15 protein-coding genes and 2 riboswitches are annotated in these 16,370 nt (G+C 68.3%); of the genes, 7 read left to right on the top strand and 8 right to left on the bottom strand.

Annotation, left to right across the window (positions count from 1 at the left end; all coding sequences use genetic code 11):
• Positions 1-297 precede the first annotated feature (297 nt).
• Complete coding sequence (gene mnmA, locus test1122_RS19830; protein WP_232270509.1) at positions 298-1,434, top strand: tRNA 2-thiouridine(34) synthase MnmA; 1,137 nt, start codon at positions 298-300, stop codon at positions 1,432-1,434.
• Between the two features lie 7 nt (positions 1,435-1,441).
• Here the strand turns inward: mnmA and test1122_RS19825 are convergent, their stop codons facing one another.
• Positions 1,442-2,290, bottom strand: coding sequence for a thioesterase family protein (locus test1122_RS19825; protein WP_232270508.1), 849 nt, complete (start codon positions 2,288-2,290; stop codon positions 1,442-1,444).
• A 42-nt stretch (positions 2,291-2,332) separates the two neighbouring features.
• On the opposite strand from test1122_RS19825, the gene test1122_RS19820 reads away from it, so the two are divergent.
• Entirely contained in the window at positions 2,333-2,956 is a 624-nt protein-coding gene (locus test1122_RS19820; RefSeq protein ID WP_232272000.1) for a trimeric intracellular cation channel family protein, read from the top strand.
• A gap of 19 nt (positions 2,957-2,975) precedes the next feature.
• Here the strand turns inward: test1122_RS19820 and test1122_RS19815 are convergent, their stop codons facing one another.
• The 7 genes from test1122_RS19815 to test1122_RS19785 form a co-directional block, all read right to left on the bottom strand.
• Positions 2,976-4,031 carry an ABC transporter ATP-binding protein gene (locus test1122_RS19815; RefSeq protein WP_232270507.1) on the bottom strand — a complete coding sequence of 352 codons (1,056 nt, stop codon included), beginning with the start codon at positions 4,029-4,031 and terminating at the stop codon, positions 2,976-2,978.
• Positions 4,028-5,041, bottom strand: coding sequence for an ABC transporter ATP-binding protein (locus tag test1122_RS19810; RefSeq protein WP_232270506.1), 1,014 nt, complete (start codon positions 5,039-5,041; stop codon positions 4,028-4,030). The genes test1122_RS19815 and test1122_RS19810 overlap by 4 nt, the downstream gene beginning before the upstream one ends.
• Before the next feature lie 4 nt (positions 5,042-5,045).
• Positions 5,046-5,999 carry an ABC transporter permease gene (locus test1122_RS19805; RefSeq protein ID WP_232270505.1) on the bottom strand — a complete coding sequence of 318 codons (954 nt, stop codon included), beginning with the start codon at positions 5,997-5,999 and terminating at the stop codon, positions 5,046-5,048.
• On the bottom strand, positions 5,999-7,003 hold the full coding sequence (locus tag test1122_RS19800) for an ABC transporter permease (protein WP_232270504.1): 1,005 nt from the start codon (positions 7,001-7,003) through the stop codon (positions 5,999-6,001). The genes test1122_RS19805 and test1122_RS19800 overlap by 1 nt, the downstream gene beginning before the upstream one ends.
• Before the next feature lie 87 nt (positions 7,004-7,090).
• Entirely contained in the window at positions 7,091-8,755 is a 1,665-nt protein-coding gene (locus tag test1122_RS19795) for an ABC transporter substrate-binding protein (protein WP_232270503.1), read from the bottom strand.
• A gap of 158 nt (positions 8,756-8,913) precedes the next feature.
• Positions 8,914-9,690 (bottom strand): enhanced serine sensitivity protein SseB C-terminal domain-containing protein, encoded by a 777-nt coding sequence (locus tag test1122_RS19790; RefSeq protein ID WP_232270502.1) that lies wholly within the window; start codon positions 9,688-9,690, stop codon positions 8,914-8,916.
• Positions 9,691-9,767: 77 nt separating this feature from the next.
• Positions 9,768-10,562, bottom strand: a complete 795-nt coding sequence (locus tag test1122_RS19785) for an enhanced serine sensitivity protein SseB (protein ID WP_232270501.1) — start codon at positions 10,560-10,562, stop codon at positions 9,768-9,770.
• A gap of 156 nt (positions 10,563-10,718) precedes the next feature.
• Here test1122_RS19785 and test1122_RS19780 point away from each other — a divergent pair, with 156 nt between their 5' ends.
• The 5 genes from test1122_RS19780 to test1122_RS19760 all read left to right on the top strand — a co-directional run bounded on the left by test1122_RS19780 (position 10,719) and on the right by test1122_RS19760 (position 16,242).
• A complete protein-coding gene (locus test1122_RS19780) occupies positions 10,719-11,348 on the top strand; it encodes a hypothetical protein (protein ID WP_232270500.1) in 630 nt (209 codons plus the stop codon).
• 156 nt (positions 11,349-11,504) lie between these two features.
• A riboswitch (glycine riboswitch) is annotated at positions 11,505-11,610 on the top strand.
• Positions 11,611-11,728, top strand: a riboswitch (glycine riboswitch).
• A gap of 28 nt (positions 11,729-11,756) precedes the next feature.
• Positions 11,757-12,896 carry a glycine cleavage system aminomethyltransferase GcvT gene (gcvT, locus tag test1122_RS19775; RefSeq protein ID WP_232270499.1) on the top strand — a complete coding sequence of 380 codons (1,140 nt, stop codon included), beginning with the start codon at positions 11,757-11,759 and terminating at the stop codon, positions 12,894-12,896.
• Between the two features lie 117 nt (positions 12,897-13,013).
• A complete protein-coding gene (gene gcvH / locus test1122_RS19770; protein ID WP_232270498.1) occupies positions 13,014-13,388 on the top strand; it encodes a glycine cleavage system protein GcvH in 375 nt (124 codons plus the stop codon).
• 44 nt (positions 13,389-13,432) lie between these two features.
• Entirely contained in the window at positions 13,433-14,710 is a 1,278-nt protein-coding gene (glyA, locus tag test1122_RS19765) for a serine hydroxymethyltransferase (RefSeq protein WP_232270497.1), read from the top strand.
• Between the two features lie 134 nt (positions 14,711-14,844).
• The gene (locus tag test1122_RS19760; protein WP_232270496.1) at positions 14,845-16,242 is read left to right on the top strand and encodes an L-serine ammonia-lyase; all 1,398 of its coding nucleotides are present in this window, start codon (positions 14,845-14,847) and stop codon (positions 16,240-16,242) included.
• The last annotated feature ends 128 nt before the right edge of the window (positions 16,243-16,370 follow it).

Raw genomic sequence — 16,370 nt, 5'->3', positions numbered from 1 at the left:
CCATGCCCTTAAGGCTATGGGGGAGGGTGGGCACAACACCCGCCCACCGGCCCGCACCGGGCCAACCCCGGGGGCCCGGGGCGAAGCCCCGGTTTCCGGGAAGGGGCGGGAATTGGGGAAACCCACCACGGCGCCCCGCATCCGGGTCGAGTCCCGCCGCGCGGGGGAGCCGGTACGGGGAAACCCCCACCCCGGCAGTGGGGTGGGCGCGCGGGCACGGCCCAGCGACAGGGCCACCCCGCGCGAGCCCGCGCCAAGGGGGAGCCGGACGAACCGGGCCCGTACCCTGGAAGGGTTATGACTCACTCGACCCCGCCGCGCCAGCGGCTCCGCGTACTGGCCGCCATGTCCGGCGGCGTGGACTCCGCCGTCGCCGCCGCCCGCGCAGCAGACGCCGGGCACGATGTGACCGGCGTCCATCTGGCCCTCTCCGCGAACCCGCAATCGTTCCGCACCGGGGCCCGTGGCTGCTGCACCATCGAGGACTCCCGCGACGCCCGCCGCGCCGCCGACGTCATCGGCATCCCCTTCTATGTATGGGATCTCGCCGAGCGGTTCCGCGAGGATGTCGTGGAGGACTTCATCGCGGAGTACGAGGCGGGCCGCACCCCCAACCCCTGCCTCCGCTGCAACGAGAAGATCAAGTTCGCGGCGCTGCTCGACAAGGCCCTCGCCCTCGGCTTCGACGCGGTCTGCACCGGCCACTACGCCACCGTCGTACTCAACGACGACGGCAGCCGTGAGCTGCACCGCGCATCCGACATGGCCAAGGACCAGTCCTACGTCCTGGGCGTCCTGGACGAGCAGCAGCTAGCCCACGCGATGTTCCCGCTGGGTGACACGCTCACCACCAAGGACGAGATCCGGGCCGAGGCCGAGCGCCGTGGTCTGGCCGTCGCGAAGAAGCCGGACAGTCACGACATCTGCTTTATCGCCGACGGCGACACCCAGGGCTTCCTCAGCAGGCACCTCGGCACCGCCGAGGGCGACATCCTCGATGAGGAGGGTCACAAGCTCGGCAGCCACGACGGCGCGTACGGCTTCACCATCGGCCAGCGCAAGGGCCTGCGTATCGGCCATCCGGCCCCGGACGGCAAGCCCCGCTACGTTCTGGACATCTCCCCGGTGGACAACACCGTCACCGTCGGCCCGGCCGAGGCCCTGGACGTGACCGCCCTCACCGCCATCAAGCCCCGCTGGTGCGGCACCGCCCCGAGCGGGCCGGGCACATACACCGCGCAGCTTCGCGCCCATGGCGGGGAGACACCGGTCACAGCGGAGCTCGTCGACGATGAGCTGCGGGTCGGCTTCACCGAGCCGGTGCGCGGTGTGGCCCCGGGCCAGGCGATCGTGCTCTACGACGGCACCCGGGTGGTCGGCTCGGCGACCATCGCCAGCACACAGCGGCCGCGTACCACCGCGGCCTGCGGCTGACGTCAGGTCAGCTGCCGGACGGTATCCGCGCCAGCTGCCGGGACTGGGCGACGAGCCGGTCCTGGCTGTCCCAGACCTCCGCGTCCTCCTCCAGGTAACCGCCCGCGAGATTACGGGTGGTGATCGCGATCCGGACCGGACCGGGGGCCGGGCGGCAGCGGATATGGGCGGTGAGCTCCACGGTCGGCACCCAGCCCTTGACGCCCAGTTCGAAGGCGGTTGGCGGCAGGGCGTCGACCGCGAGCAGCAGGGAGAGCGGGTCCTGGTCGCGGCCGTCGGCCAGCCCGAACCAGGCGCGCATCTCGCCGCGTCCGCTGGGAGCGCCCAGTGCCCAGCCGACGGTGGCCGGGTCGAGCCGCAGATCGAGCCGGGCGGCGATCGGCGGTGTGCTGGGGGCACCGGTGGCGTGACCGGGGTTGTCCTGTGAGCCGAGGCACTGCTCGTAGGGCGGCAGCTCCGGTGGTTTGGCGGCGGTACGGACATCGCCGGGCAGGGCGCCCAGATCGCCGTAGGTGGCCAGGACCCGGATGCGCTCGGCCTCGGTGCCGTCCTCGGTGAGCTGGAGCAGCCTGGCCGAGCCGGTGGACAGACTGCGGCCGCTCGGCGCGGGATCGGTGCGGATGACGGCGGGCCCGGGCAGGGTGGCGGTCAGATAGTGAGCGGTGATGGTGAACGGGTCGGGGTGTGCCAGCGCCTCGCTGAGGGAGCGGCCCAGTACGGCCAGCAGATAGCCGCCGTTGAGGGCTCCGCCGATCGCCCAGCCCGAGGGGAGGTCGATGTCGTACACGCCCGGCTCACGCAGCTGCACCTGGGTATCACGGTCGAACTCACTGCGCCCGATAGTTGCCTCGGTCATACGGTGAACCGTACAGCTTTCTACTACTGGGATGATCCCCTCATGCTGCATGTGGTCTTCCTGGTGGGTGTCTCCGCCTTCGCCGCCAGCGGGGTGCTGGCGGCACACCGCGCGAACATGGATCCCTTCGGGGGCCTGATGCTCGCCTTCATCGCCGCGATGTCCGGCGGTACGCTGCGCGAGCTCATCCTCAACCGGCACCCGCTCTACTGGACCCACGACTGGGTGCTGCTCACCGTCGTGGGCAGTGTGGGCATCGGCACCATGATCTATCTGCGCTTCTGGAAGCTGCCGCACCGCTCACTTCTGCTGGTCGACGCCGTCGGCCTCGCCGTGGTGACGGTGATCGGCGCCCGGGCCGCCATTGAGACCGGTGTCACCCCGCTGGCGGTACTCATCCTCGCCGTACTCACCGGGGTGACGGGCGAGGTCATCCGCGACATCCTGTGCGGGGAGTTCCCGCCCCTGCTGCTGCGCGAGGACGTCTACGCCACCGCCGCGTTCGCCGGTGCGCTCTGCTATCTGATCCTGCACTGGCTGGAGGTGGCCCAGACGCCCGCCACCGTGGTGTCGGCCGGACTCGTCTTCGCACTGCGGATCGGCGCGATGTACTTCGGCCTGCATCTGCCCCGCCCGCACCCGGGCGAGGAGTACGAGCAGGGCTGAGGCCGTCGGGACCGGCGGGTCAGTCCGGGGCCGCCGGAGTCAGCGCCAGCGCCGCCGCGCTCCCGTCGCCACGCCGCTGGACCGTGCCGGCCGCGATCTCGGCGGCGTAGTGACACGCCACCTTGTGGCCGCCACCGAGGTCCTTGAGCTCCGGGCGTTCGGTGGCACAGAGCTTCTCCTGCTTCCAGGGACACCGGGTGTGGAAGCGGCATCCGGTGGGCGGATTCGCCGGTGAGGGGAGATCGCCGGTGAGCAGGATGCGCTCCCGGCTGTCCTCGACCGCTGGATCGGGCACCGGCACGGCCGACATCAGCGCCCTGGTGTACGGGTGCTTGGGCTCGGCGTACAGCGTGTCGCTGGCCGCCTCTTCCACCAGCGAGCCCAGGTACATCACCCCGACGACATCGGAGATATGCCGCACCACGGCCAGGTCATGGGCGATGACCACATAGGTCAGGCCCATGGATTCCTGCAGCTCCTCCAGCAGGTTGATCACCTGCGCCTGGATGGACACATCCAGCGCGGAGACCGGCTCATCACAGATGATCACGTCCGGTTCCAGCACCAGCGCACGGGCGATGCCGATGCGCTGCCGCTGTCCGCCGGAGAACTCATGGGGATAGCGGGAGAGCGCGTTCGTCGGCAGACCGACCTTCGTCAGGATCTGCTGGATTCTGCCGCGCCGTTCCTCCTGGTCGGCGCCGATGCCATGCGCGGCCATGCCCTCGGAGAGGATCGACTCGATGTTCTGCCGCGGGTTGAGGCTGCCCAGCGGATCCTGGAACACCATCTGCAGCCGGCGGCGGAAGCGGCGCATCTCCTCATCCGGCAGCTTCGCCAGGTCCGTGCCGTCGAAGACGACGTCGCCAGCGGTGATGTCGACCAGCCGCAGAATGGCCCGGCCGAGCGTCGTCTTGCCACAGCCGGACTCACCGACCAGGCCGTATGTCTGACCGGGCGCGACGGAGAGCGAGACACCGTCAACGGCGTAGACATGGCCGACCGTACGGTCGAAGAAGATGCCCTTCTTGACCGGGAAGTGGACCTTCACACCGTCCAGTTCGAGCAGGCTCATGAGCTGGCCTCCGTCTTCTCCAGATCCGTGGCGCTCTTGGACAGCACCGGGTTCACGCATCGGACCTGGTGCCCGGCCGTCCGTGGCTCTGTCAGTTCGGGAGTCCCCGTCAGACACTCCATGGTGTAGAAGTCGCAGCGGGGTGCGAAGGCACAGCCGTCGTCCCAGGCGATCGTGTCGTTGATGGAACCCCGGATCGGGTTCAGCGGCTCACCGTGCGGGGCGTCCAGCCGTGGGATCGACTCCAGCAGCCCATGGGCGTACGGGTGGGTGGGCGCCGCGAACAGCGGCCGCCGCTCGGCGGACTCCACCACCTTGCCCGCGTAGAGCACATTGACCTGGTCGCACAGCCCGGCGACCACCCCCAGATCGTGGGTGATCATCAGCAGTGCGGTGCCCTCCTGGTCGACGAGCTCCTTCAGAAGTTCCAGGATCTGCGCCTGGATGGTCACATCGAGGGCGGTGGTCGGCTCATCGGCGATCAGCAGCCGGGGCGCGCAGGCCACCGCCATCGCGATGAGGGCCCGCTGCCGCATACCGCCGGAGAGCTGATGCGGATACTCCTTCAGCCGCCGGTCCGGGTCCGGAATCCCCACCCGGTCCAGCAGTGCGGCGGCCTCCTTTCGGGCCGCCTCGCCCTTGATGCCCCGGTGCCGGTTGAGGATCTCGGTGACCTGCACACCGATGGGCACCACCGGGTTGAGCGAGGACAGCGGGTCCTGGAAGATCATCGCCAGCTGGGAGCCACGCAGATCGCGCATCCGGCCACTGCTCAGGGAGAGCAGATCGGTGCCGTCGAAGTCGGCCCGGCCGCCGACCGTGACCCCACGGTCGGGCAGCAGCCCCATCAGGGCCAGGGAGGTGACGCTCTTGCCACAGCCCGACTCCCCCACCAGGCCTACGACTTGGCCCTGGTCAACGGAGAAGGACACCCCCGACACGGCCCGCACATCGCGGTGTCCGCGCCCGGTGAAGGTGACGGTCAGTTCGTCCACGGAAAGCAACGACATGTCATCAACTCCGCAATTTCGGGTCGAGGGCTTCCCGCATGGCCTCGCCCAGCAGGGTGAAGCCGAGGGCAGTGACGATGATGCCCACTGCGGGATAGACCGCGAGCATGGGCGCGCTGTCGATGAAAACCTGCGCCTGAGCCAGCATGACACCCCACTCGGGCACGGCCGCGTCCGGATTTCCCAAGCCCAGGAAGGAGAGCGCGGCGGCTTCGATGATGGCGGTGGCGAGGCTGAGTGTGGCCTGTACGATCACCGGGCTCAGCGAGTTGGGCAGCACATGGGCGAGCACGATACGGCGTTTGCGTACCCCCAGCGCCTGGGCGGCGAGCACATAGTCGGAGCCGCCCTGGGCGAGCATCGCACCGCGCAACAGCCGGGCGAAGATGGGGATCTGCACCACCCCCACGGCGATCATGACGGTCAGCAGGCTCTGCCCCATGATCGCCGCGATGCTGACCGCGAGCAGCAGCGAGGGCAGCGCCAGCATCATGTCGATGAAGCGCATGATGACGGTGTCGATACGGCGGCCGATCCTGCCGCCCAGCGTCATGGCGGCGCCGGAGGCTCCGCCGATCAGGGCGCCCACGGTGAAGCCGAGCAGCGTGGCCACCACGCCGACGAGCAGCGTCTGCCGCGCGCCCACCAGCACCCGGGAGAACTCGTCGCGGCCCAGGTGGTCCAGTCCGAACCAGTTCTCGCCGCGCGCCCCCACGAAGATGCCCTGGTTGCGGAATACCTCGCCGCGCCAGGTCTGGGCGGTGGGGTCGTACGGGGCGATCCACGGGCCGAGGACGGCGAGGACGACGAACACCGCGATGACGATGCCGCCGATGAGAGCCATCTTGCTGGCGCGCAGTCGGCGCATGGCCTCGACCCACAGGCTGCCGCCGCTGGTGGCCTCATGCTCCGCGGTGAGCTCCGCGAGCCGGTCTATCTTGTCGGTCCTGGTACTCATCAGTGCACCCGCACTCTCGGGTCAATAACGCTGTAGGCCAGGTCAACCAGCAGGTTGATAAGGACGTAGGCCAGCGCGATGAACATGATGAATCCCACGAGCACCGGGTAGTCCCGGGCATCGATGGCGGTACGGATGAACGAGCCGACGCCACCGAAGGCGAAGACCGACTCGGTGAGAACCGCCCCCGAAAGCAGACCACCGGTCAGCAGGCCGATGGCGGTGATCACCGGCAGCAGGGCGTTGCGCATCACATGCCGGCCGCGCACCACCCGCTGTTGCAGGCCCTTGGACTCAGCGGTGCGGACGTAGTCCTCGCTGAGCACCTCCAGCACGCTGGCGCGGGTCATGCGGGTGATGATGGCCAGTGGAATGGAGGAGAGCGCCAGCGCGGGCAGCACCAGATGCATCAGGGCATCGCCGCTCGCGTCGAGCTCACCGGTGAGGATGCCGTCCAGGACGTAGAAGCCCGTCACCTCGGTGGCGTTGATACCGGTGGTCTGGCGGCCGAAGCTGGGAAACCAGCCCAGGTTGACGGCGAAGATCGCCTTGAGGATGAAGGCGAGGAAGAAGACCGGGATACAGATGCCGATCAGGGAACCGGACACCGCGGTCACATCCAGCCAGCTGCCGCGCCGCCGGGCCGCGAAGTACCCGAGCGGAATGCCGAGGAGGACGGCGATCACCATGGCCGAGACACCAAGCTCCACCGTGGCCGGAAACCGTCTGACGAACTCGTCCCACACTGGCTGGCCGGTCTGCGATGACGTCCCCAGATCCAGCTCGGTCAGCCGCCTGAGAAAGCGGCCGTACTGGACCCACACCGGCTGGTCGAGCCCGAGTGCGGCCTCGATCCGCGCTTTTTGCTCCGCGGTCGCCCGTTCTCCCAGCATGGCCGCCGCCGGACCGCCCGGCAGTCGGTTCAGCCAGAGAAACAGCAGAACCGACAGGCCGAGCAGGGTGGGAATGAGCTGCAGCAGTCTTCGAACGATGAGACGCAACACCCCGCGATGCCCCCTTTCTTTCCCCTCATAGCCAGGTCCGCCCGGCCACCGACGTGCCGTGGCCGGGCGGACCTGCGCGATGTGCTGTTACTTGAAGGAAGCCTCAGCGAAGTTCTCCTGCGTCAGCGGGGAGAGCTTCGGTGGGTTCACGTCCTTGGCGAATGCGATGGCCGGTGGCGATGAGGAGATCGGCACGCCCGGGAGGTAGTCCATGATGATTTCGTTGGCCTTTTTGTAGAGCTCGACCCGCTTCTCGGCATCCGGCTCGCTGCCTGCGGCCTTCACCGCGTCGAATACCTTGTCGTCGCGGAAGCCCCACTCCTTCTGGTAGTTGCCGAACCAGGTCCCGATGAAGTTGTAGCCGTCGTTGAAGTCACCGGTCCAGCCCAGCAGGTAGATCTGGCATCCACCGTCGCGGGTGGTGTCGACGTAGTCCGGGGTCCACTTCATCGGCTTGGGCTTGACGTTGATGCCCACACCTTCCAGATCGGACTTCATGATCTGGAACATGTCGGTGGGCGCCGGCATATAGGGGCGGGTTACCTCGGTCGGGTAGCAGAACTCGACCGTCAGATCCTCTTCGCCCGCCTTGGCGAGCAGGTCTTTGGCCTTCTTCGGGTCATGTGCGTACGTCTTCACTCGGTCCGAGTAGCCATCGATGGTGTCGGGCATGAACTGGGTGGCGACCTTGCCGCCTTCCGGCAGCTGAGTCTTCACGATGTTCTCGCGGTCGATGGCGTGCATGACGGCGGTGCGGACGTCCTTCTTGGCGAAGGCCTTGTGCGAATCCTCGGTGAAGGCCAGATAGAAGATGTTGAAGACACTTCGGACCGGGACCTGGAAACCGTCCTTCTCCAGCGTCTTCACATCCGAGGGGGCGACCAGATCATAGCCGTGGATGTCCCCGCTCTGCAGAGCCTGGCGGCGGGCGGCCTCGGTGTCGATGGTGCGGAAGACCAGCTTGTCTATGCGGGCCTTGCCCTTCTCGTTCCAGTAGTCATCGAACTTCTCGAGAGTGACTTCTTTGTTGCCCTTGTTCCACTTGACTATCTTGAACGGCCCGGTGCCGGCGACCGTACCGGCCTCCTGACTGTACTTGGGGTAGTTGATCGCATCGCCCTTGCCGCTGGGCTTGTCCTTCTCATAGGCATCAATGGACTTGGGCGAATGGATGGCGAGCGACTGCAGGGAGAATCCGCCCGGCAGATTGGCCGTGGGCTTCTTGACCTTGATGACCGCGGTCAGTTCGTCCGCTGCGGTGCATCCGTCGTAGTTGGCCTCGGGGATATCCTCGTTCTCGTTCTTCGCGAATCCGCCGAAGACCTTCTGCCAGTAGTATGAGAGGGCGTCGAGCTGGTAAGTCCCCGACCAGTTGTACCAGCGGTCATAGTTCTTGCACACCGCCTCAGCGGTGAGTTTCGCACCGTCGTGGAACTTGACCCCCTTACGGAGGTTGAATGTCCACTCTGTGCCTGCGTCGTTACTCGACCACTTCTCGGCCAGTCCGCCAACGATTTCAGTGCCGCCCGGCTCGTGCTCAAGCAGAGCCTCAAAAGCCTGACGGGTGACTCGGGATGTCTCCCCGTCGCTGGTGATCGACGGATCCAGAGCGGCTGGGTCGCCAGGAGCGCCGAACACGAAAGGCTTGTCGCTGCCTTCATCGCCTCGCTCGCTGGCGCATCCAGTGGCAATCACTCCGACCGCAAGGGTGGCTGCGATCGTCTGGACGACCCGGGATCTGGCTATGCGCATACTCCACCTCAGGGGTCAGTGGTGGTTCAGACATGTTGGTCGCCCGCACATTACTGTGCATCTACATAGGTGTGAACCGTTCTCATGTCGGCGATACCGAGCTGAGACCCTGCCCTGTCAGACAACAGGCGGTAGTTGGACATTTCCGTACCGGAGTCTCAGTACGGCCGGGGGTAGCCGTATCCGTATCCGGGTGCGGCGGCCGCGCTCGGGTTGGCCGCGCCGTGGGCGTCACGGTCGAAGAAGGGGCGTGAGTTGGCCCGTAGCCACATCGCGACCGGGTCGTAGTCATCGGACATCGCGACCGTGGAAACCGGCAGTCCGTCGGGCACCGCGCCGATGGACTGACTCATCATCAAGCGCACCGATTCCACGGCCTGCTGGCTGGCGTCGTACAGATCCAGACCGATCACCAGGTACGCGGCGCCCAGGGCGGGCTGCACCCAGGCCCGGCGCAGACTGCGCACCGCGGGGGTGCGCTGTGCGTTGTGGGTGAGCTGGGCGTAGAACTGCGGGATGTCCAGGGACGGTTCACCGATGCGCAGCGGGCCGGCGGGCAGCCGGTCCAGGCCGGCGGAGATCCGGCGCAGATCGAGCCAGGGGACGCCGACGCCGCCGCCCGGTGCGTGCGGGTTGAGCCAGAGCCCCCAGCGGTCGGGGAAGAGCGCGGCGGCGATGTCCCGTCCGCCGATCACTTCGTGCGCACGGTTCCAGCCGGAGGCCGCCAGCTCCTGGGCGGAGGTGACACAGGGCGCGTAGCCATGCCCGGCCACCTCCATGTTCCCGTACTGGGCATCGGGCGCACCGGGTCGGCCGTGCCAGAGCAGCATCCACACCTGACCGTCGGCGAGGGCGCGCAGCAGCGCTTCGTAGGCGTCATACCGACCGGGCGACACCTGGTGCAGCAGCTCCTCGACGCTTTCAGCCGCGCTCACGTGGCCCGCCCCTTCTCAACTTCGGTCACCTGCCCCAGGGCACGCGTGTGCGCACCCGCCCCCGACATCCAACCAGCTTACGAGCCGGAAGCGGCAGGGCTCCGGCTGTAGAAAGGCCGCACACACTGGCGCATCCACTCCACCACCGGATCCTGCGCCGCGTCCAGCAGCACCAACTGCACCGGCCACTTGACCGGTTGGCGACCGAGCGCGCGCGCCAGCGCGTCATGGGCGCCCTGGCGCGACTCCGGGTCGAGCAGGTCGAGCTCAACCCCGATGAAGAGCGCGGGCGGATCGCCCTCCGCACTGGCCAGACCGCGCCGTGCGGTGCGTACCGGCGGGAACATCGCGAACTCGCCCGCGGCGGCCGTGAGGAAGTCCACCGGGTCCTCCTGCCAGTCCGGCTCGAACAGCCGCATTCGGGCGCCGCTCGGTGCCCCGGGGATACGCTCGGCGCCGCCGTCCTTGCACAGCTCCGCGACCGCCGCCGGGGGCAGTGGCACACCGACCGCGCCCTCCGGGTTCACAGCGATACCGACCTGCGGTGGCAGTCCGCGCGCGAGCTCCTGGGCGGACACGATGGCGAACGGCATCGGCGTGCGTACGCACTGCAGGAACTGCTGCTCGGAGCTGTAGACCGGGACGTAGGGCGCATCACCCAGCTGCATGGTCGGCAGATCGAGGTCGGAGCTGTCCGGGCCGCCGCCCTCCGGCAGCGGCACCCACAGGCTGCTGCGGCCCAGCACCTCCAGCAGCCGGGCGCCCGCCTCCGGGACGCCGAGGGACGCTGCGAGGGTTTCCTCCAGCTCATTGCCGGGCCAGCCACCGCCGTGGCCCGGCCCGAAGTGCTGTGGCTGCTGCGGAGCGGTCATAAGCGAAACCCTAGCCGCGGCCACGACAAGCTCGACAAGAGGGGCAGCGGCGGTGGCGTAACCCGGATGGTCACGTACAGCCGCTGTCCGGTTGCGGAACGTGCAACCCCGTTGAAGTGTGGAACTCCCACTCTGACGAATTGGAGGTGCTGCCCCATGCACCGGAACATGACGGCTTCCGCCGCTCTCGCCGCCGCGCTGGCGGGCGCTCTCGTCCTCGGCCCCGCCGTGGCCGCGGGCGCCGCGACATCCGCGGAGCGATCCCTGCGCGCCGCCGCCCACGCCTCGCTGCTGAGCGCCGATGCGACCGGTCGGCAGGCGGAACTCATGGACTCCGCACGCGACATCAGATCCGCCACCATGGCTCTGCTCAGTGAGGTGGTCAGGGCCAAAGAGGACGGCCGTACGCCGGATGTCACCAAGCACGTCCGGGCCGTCAAGAAGGAACTCCGCCATATCGAGGCCGTCACGGACCCGATGGGCAAGTTCGACGAGTCCACGGCCGAGGTCGAGGCCATGCTGGACACGCTCGACAAGCTGGATAAACAGAGCAAGGGAGTCAGCGCCGGAGCGCAGCCGAACGACCTCCTCGACGAGCTCGTCTCCACGCTGGGAAACGTCCTCAAGAGCCTGCTGGACGCGCTGCAGGGCCTGGGAGACGGGGCCAACCTGCCCCAGCCGAATTCCGGCGACTCGCCGCAGCGGCCCGATCGCCCCAATCTGCCGACCGACGGCCTGCCGGAGCTGGACCTGTCAGACCTGGACCTGCCGGAGCTGCCGAGCTGACCCGATTCCCCTCCCCTCTCCCGGTCTGTCCCCGGTCTGCGTCCCCGGTGTGTCCCCGGACACGGCCCGCCACTGCCCACCGGTGGCGGGCCGTGTGCATGGCCACCCGCCCGTAGCCCATGTCATGATGAGCCCGCAAACTCCATACCGGCCGTTTGAACCTGCGCGGGAGAGTCCCCGCACCCCTGGTCAACGAGGGTGCCGGGCGCCGAAGGAGCAAGTCCTCCCTTGAATCTCTCAGGCCCCGTACCGCGCGGGTGAGGCAGATCTGAAAAGTGGGTTTCGCGCCTGGGAAGGCGCGAATCCCCACCCAAGGTGCAAGCCGTGGCCCGAACGGGCCTGCGGCGAACCTCTCAGGTTCCGATGACAGATGGGGAGGACGTGTCCGCCCCTGCCTGGGAGCCAGAAATGTCTGAACCGCCCCGTCACACCACCCGCCATACGGCCCTCGACTCCGTGCATCGCGCGCTCGGCGCGACCATGACCGACTTCGCGGGCTGGGACATGCCGCTGCGCTACGGCAGCGAGCGCGATGAGCACAACGCGGTACGCACCCGCGCCGGGCTCTTCGATCTCTCCCATATGGGAGAGATCACCGTGACCGGGCCCGCCGCCGGTGAGCTGCTGGACTACGCGCTGGTGGGCAATCTGTCAGCGCTCAAGCCCGGCCGGGCCCGCTACACCATGATCTGCGACGAGAACGGCGGCATCCTGGACGACCTGATCGTCTACCGCCTCGCCGAGCGGGAGTACATGGTGGTCGCCAACGCCGCCAACGCCCAGGTGGTGCTGGACGCGCTCACCGACCGCCAGGGGGGTTTCGACGCGGCCGTACGGGACGACCGGGACGCCTACGCGCTGCTGGCGGTGCAGGGCCCCGAGGCGGCCGGAATTCTGCGGAGCCTGACCGACGCCGATCTGGACGGGCTCAAGTACTACGCGGGCCTGCCGGGCACGGTCGCCGGGGTCTCCGCGCTGATCGCGCGCACCGGCTACACCGGCGAGGACGGTTTCGAGCTCTTCGTATCCCCGGCTGACGCCGAGAAGCTGTGGAACGCGCTGTCCGAGGCGGGCGAGGACGCCGGCCTGGTGCCGTGCGGTCTGTCCTGCCGCGACACCCTGCGCCTGGAGGCGGGTATGCCGCTGTACGGGCATGAGCTGACCACCGCCACGACACCGTTCGACGCCGGTCTGGGCCGGGTGGTGAAGTTCGAGAAGACAACAAACGACGGCCGCTTTGTCGGCCGTACGCCGCTGGAGGCCGCCGCCAAGCGGGCCGAGACCAGCCCCCCGCGCAAGCTCGTGGGCCTGATCGCCGAAGGCCGCCGGGTGCCCCGCGCCGGCTACCCCGTGGTGGCCGCGGACGGCACGGTGATCGGCGAGGTCACCTCCGGGGCCCCCTCACCCACCCTGGGCAAGCCGATCGCGATGGCCTACGTGGACGCCGAGCACGCCGCCCCCGGTACGGAGGGGGTCGCCGTGGACATCCGCGGCACCCACGAGCCGTACGAGGTCGTCGCCCTGCCGTTCTACAAGCGGCAGCGCTGAACCCCAGCAGGCACCGCCGGTACAGCCAGCAGGTACAGCCGTACAACCAGTAGAGCCCGTCCCACCTGTCAAGACCCCTTTCACAGCCACCACCCTTCATCCGGGAGAATCCAGGTCATGAGCAACCCCCAGCAGCTGCGCTACAGCAAGGAGCACGAGTGGCTGTCGGCCGCCGAGGACGGCGTCTCGACGGTCGGTATCACCGAGCACGCGGCCAACGCCCTCGGCGATGTCGTCTATGTCCAGCTCCCCGAGGTCGGCGACACCATCACCGCGGGTGAGACCTGCGGTGAGCTGGAGTCGACCAAGTCGGTCAGCGACCTCTACGCGCCGGTCACCGGTGAGGTCACCGAGACCAACCAGGATGTCGTGGACGACCCGGCGCTGGTGAACTCCGCCCCCTTCGAGGGCGGCTGGCTGTTCAAGGTGAAGATCACGGAAGAGCCGGAGGATCTGCTCTCCGCCGATGAGTACACCGCCTTCACCAGCTAACTGAGCCCACACACCCGGCACACCACGATCGGAACAAAGATCTGATGTCGCTTCTGAACAGCTCCCTCCATGAGGTGGACCCGGACGTCGCCGCCGCCGTCGACGCCGAGCTCCACCGTCAGCAGTCCACCCTCGAGATGATCGCATCGGAGAACTTCGCTCCGGTCGCCTCGCTGGAGGCCCAGGGCTCGGTCCTGACCAACAAGTACGCCGAGGGCTACCCCGGCCGCCGCTACTACGGCGGCTGTGAGCACGTCGACGTCATCGAGGACATCGCCCGCGACCGCATCAAGGCGCTCTTCGGCGCCGAGGCCGCGAATGTCCAGCCGCACTCCGGCGCCTCCGCCAACGCGGCGGCGATGTTCGCCCTGCTCAAGCCGGGCGACACCATCATGGGCCTGGATCTGGCCCACGGTGGGCACCTCACCCACGGCATGCGGATCAACTTCTCCGGCAAGCTGTACAACGTGGTGGCCTACCACGTGGATGAGAAGACCAGTCTGGTCGACATGGATGAGGTCGAGCGCCTCGCCAAGGAGCACCGGCCGCAGCTGATCATCGCTGGCTGGTCCGCCTACCCGCGTCAGCTCGACTTCGCCGCCTTCCGGCGGATCGCCGATGAGGTCGGTGCCCTGCTGATGGTGGACATGGCGCACTTCGCGGGCCTGGTCGCCGCCGGTCTGCACCCCAACCCGGTGCCGCACGCGGATGTGGTCACCACCACGACCCACAAGACCCTCGGCGGTCCGCGCGGCGGCGTCATCCTCTCCAAGCAGCAGTACGCCAAAAAGATCAACTCCGCGGTCTTCCCGGGCCAGCAGGGTGGCCCGCTGGAGCATGTCATCGCGGCGAAGGCGGTCTCCTTCAAGATCGCGGCGACCGAGGAGTTCAAGGAGCGCCAGCAGCGTACGCTGGAGGGGGCCAAGGCACTCGCCGAGCGGCTCACCCGGCCGGACGCGGTGGACGCGGGCGTCTCCGTGCTCTCCGGTGGCACCGATGTCCATCTGGTCCTGGTCGATCTGCGCAACAGCGAGCTCGATGGCCAGCAGGCGGAGGACCGGCTGCACGAGATCGGCATCACCGTGAACCGCAACGCCGTCCCGAACGACCCCCGCCCGCCGATGGTCACCTCGGGTCTGCGGATCGGAACCCCGGCGCTGGCCACCCGTGGCTTCCAGCTGGAGGACTTCCAGGAGGTCGCGGACATCATCGCCGAGGCGCTGCTGCCGGACTTCGATGAGGCGAAGGCCAAGGCACTGGCCACGCGCGTCTCGGCACTCGCCGAGAAGCACCCGCTGTACCCCGGCCTGAACAAGTCCTGAACACGTCAGAGAACAACAAGTAGAGAACAAGCAGCATCCTTGCCTGGGCGCCCCGCCCACCCCTAGCGGGGCGCCCAGGCGTCCACCGTCGCACCACCGCTCACACCACGAGCGCTGACATAGGAGTCCGCCACGTGGCCCTCTCCGTCTTCGACCTCTTCTCCATCGGCATAGGCCCCTCCAGCTCACACACGGTAGGCCCGATGCGCGCGGCCCGGATGTTCGCGCGTCGTCTCAAGAACGAAGGCGTGCTGGCCCAGACGGCTTCGGTCCGCGCGGAGCTCTACGGCTCCCTTGGTGCCACCGGCCATGGCCACGGCACGCCCAAGGCCGTCCTGCTCGGTCTGGAGGGCAACTCCCCCCGTACCGTCGATGTCGAGACCGCCGATGACGAGGTGGACCGTATCCGCTCAGCGGGGCGCCTGCGGCTGCTCGGCACGGAGATCGGCGATGCCCACGAGATCGACTTCGCCTTCGACACCGATCTCATCCTGCACCGGCGCCGCTCCCTGCCGTATCACGCCAACGGCATGACGCTCTTCGCCTACGACGCCGAGGGACGCCCACTGCTGGAGAAGACGTATTACTCGGTCGGCGGCGGCTTCGTCGTCGACGAGGACGCGGTCGGCGAAGACCGCATCAAGCTCGACGACACCCAGCTCACGTACCCCTTCCGTACCGGTGACGAGCTGATGCGGCTCACCCGGGAGACGGGCCTGTCCGTCTCCGCGCTGATGCTGGAGAACGAGAAGGCCTGGCGCACCGAGGCGGAGATCCGCGCGGGCTTGCTGGAGATCTGGCAGGTCATGCGGGACTGTGTGGCCCGGGGGATGTCCCAGGAGGGCATCCTCCCCGGCGGTCTCAAGGTCCGCCGCCGCGCGGCGACCTCCGCCCGTCAGCTGCGCGCCGAGGGCCACACCGAGGCCCACGCCATGGAGTGGGTGACGCTCTACGCCATGGCGGTCAACGAGGAGAACGCGGCGGGCGGCCGGGTCGTCACCGCCCCCACCAATGGCGCGGCAGGCATCATCCCCTCGGTGCTGCACTACTACGTCAACTTCGTGCCCGGCGGGGACAGCGACGCGGGAAGGGCAGACGGTGTGGTCCGCTTCCTGCTGGCGGCCGGCGCGATCGGCATGCTCTTCAAGGAGAACGCCTCCATCTCGGGCGCTGAGGTCGGCTGCCAGGGCGAGGTCGGCTCTGCCTGCTCCATGGCCGCCGGCGGCCTCGCCGAGGTGCTGGGCGGCTCGCCGGAGCAAGTGGAGAACGCCGCTGAGATCGGCATTGAGCACAACCTCGGCCTCACCTGCGACCCCGTCGGCGGCCTGGTCCAGATCCCCTGCATCGAGCGCAACGGCATGGCCGCGGTGAAGGCGATCACCGCCGCCCGGATGTCGCTGCGCGGCGACGGCCGCCACCATGTCTCCCTCGACAAGGCCATCAAGACCATGAAGGAGACCGGCGCTGATATGAGCGTCAAATACAAGGAGACCGCCCGCGGCGGCCTGGCGGTCAACATCATCGAGTGCTGACGGGAGGGGCCCTCCCTGAACAGTCCCTGGGATGTCCCTCGGGATGCGCCGCATGCGCCTGCGCGAGGGTGACCGCCCGTTGCTGACGGCCGAGGTCGGCGGAAGCGGCGGCGGGTCGGGCCGTTACG

This window comes from Streptomyces gobiensis, from assembly GCF_021216675.1.
GTDB classification, from domain to species: domain Bacteria; phylum Actinomycetota; class Actinomycetes; order Streptomycetales; family Streptomycetaceae; genus Streptomyces; species Streptomyces gobiensis.
The sequence above is the reverse complement of the archived record's forward strand: the minus strand, read 5'-3'. Positions and strand labels throughout refer to the sequence as shown.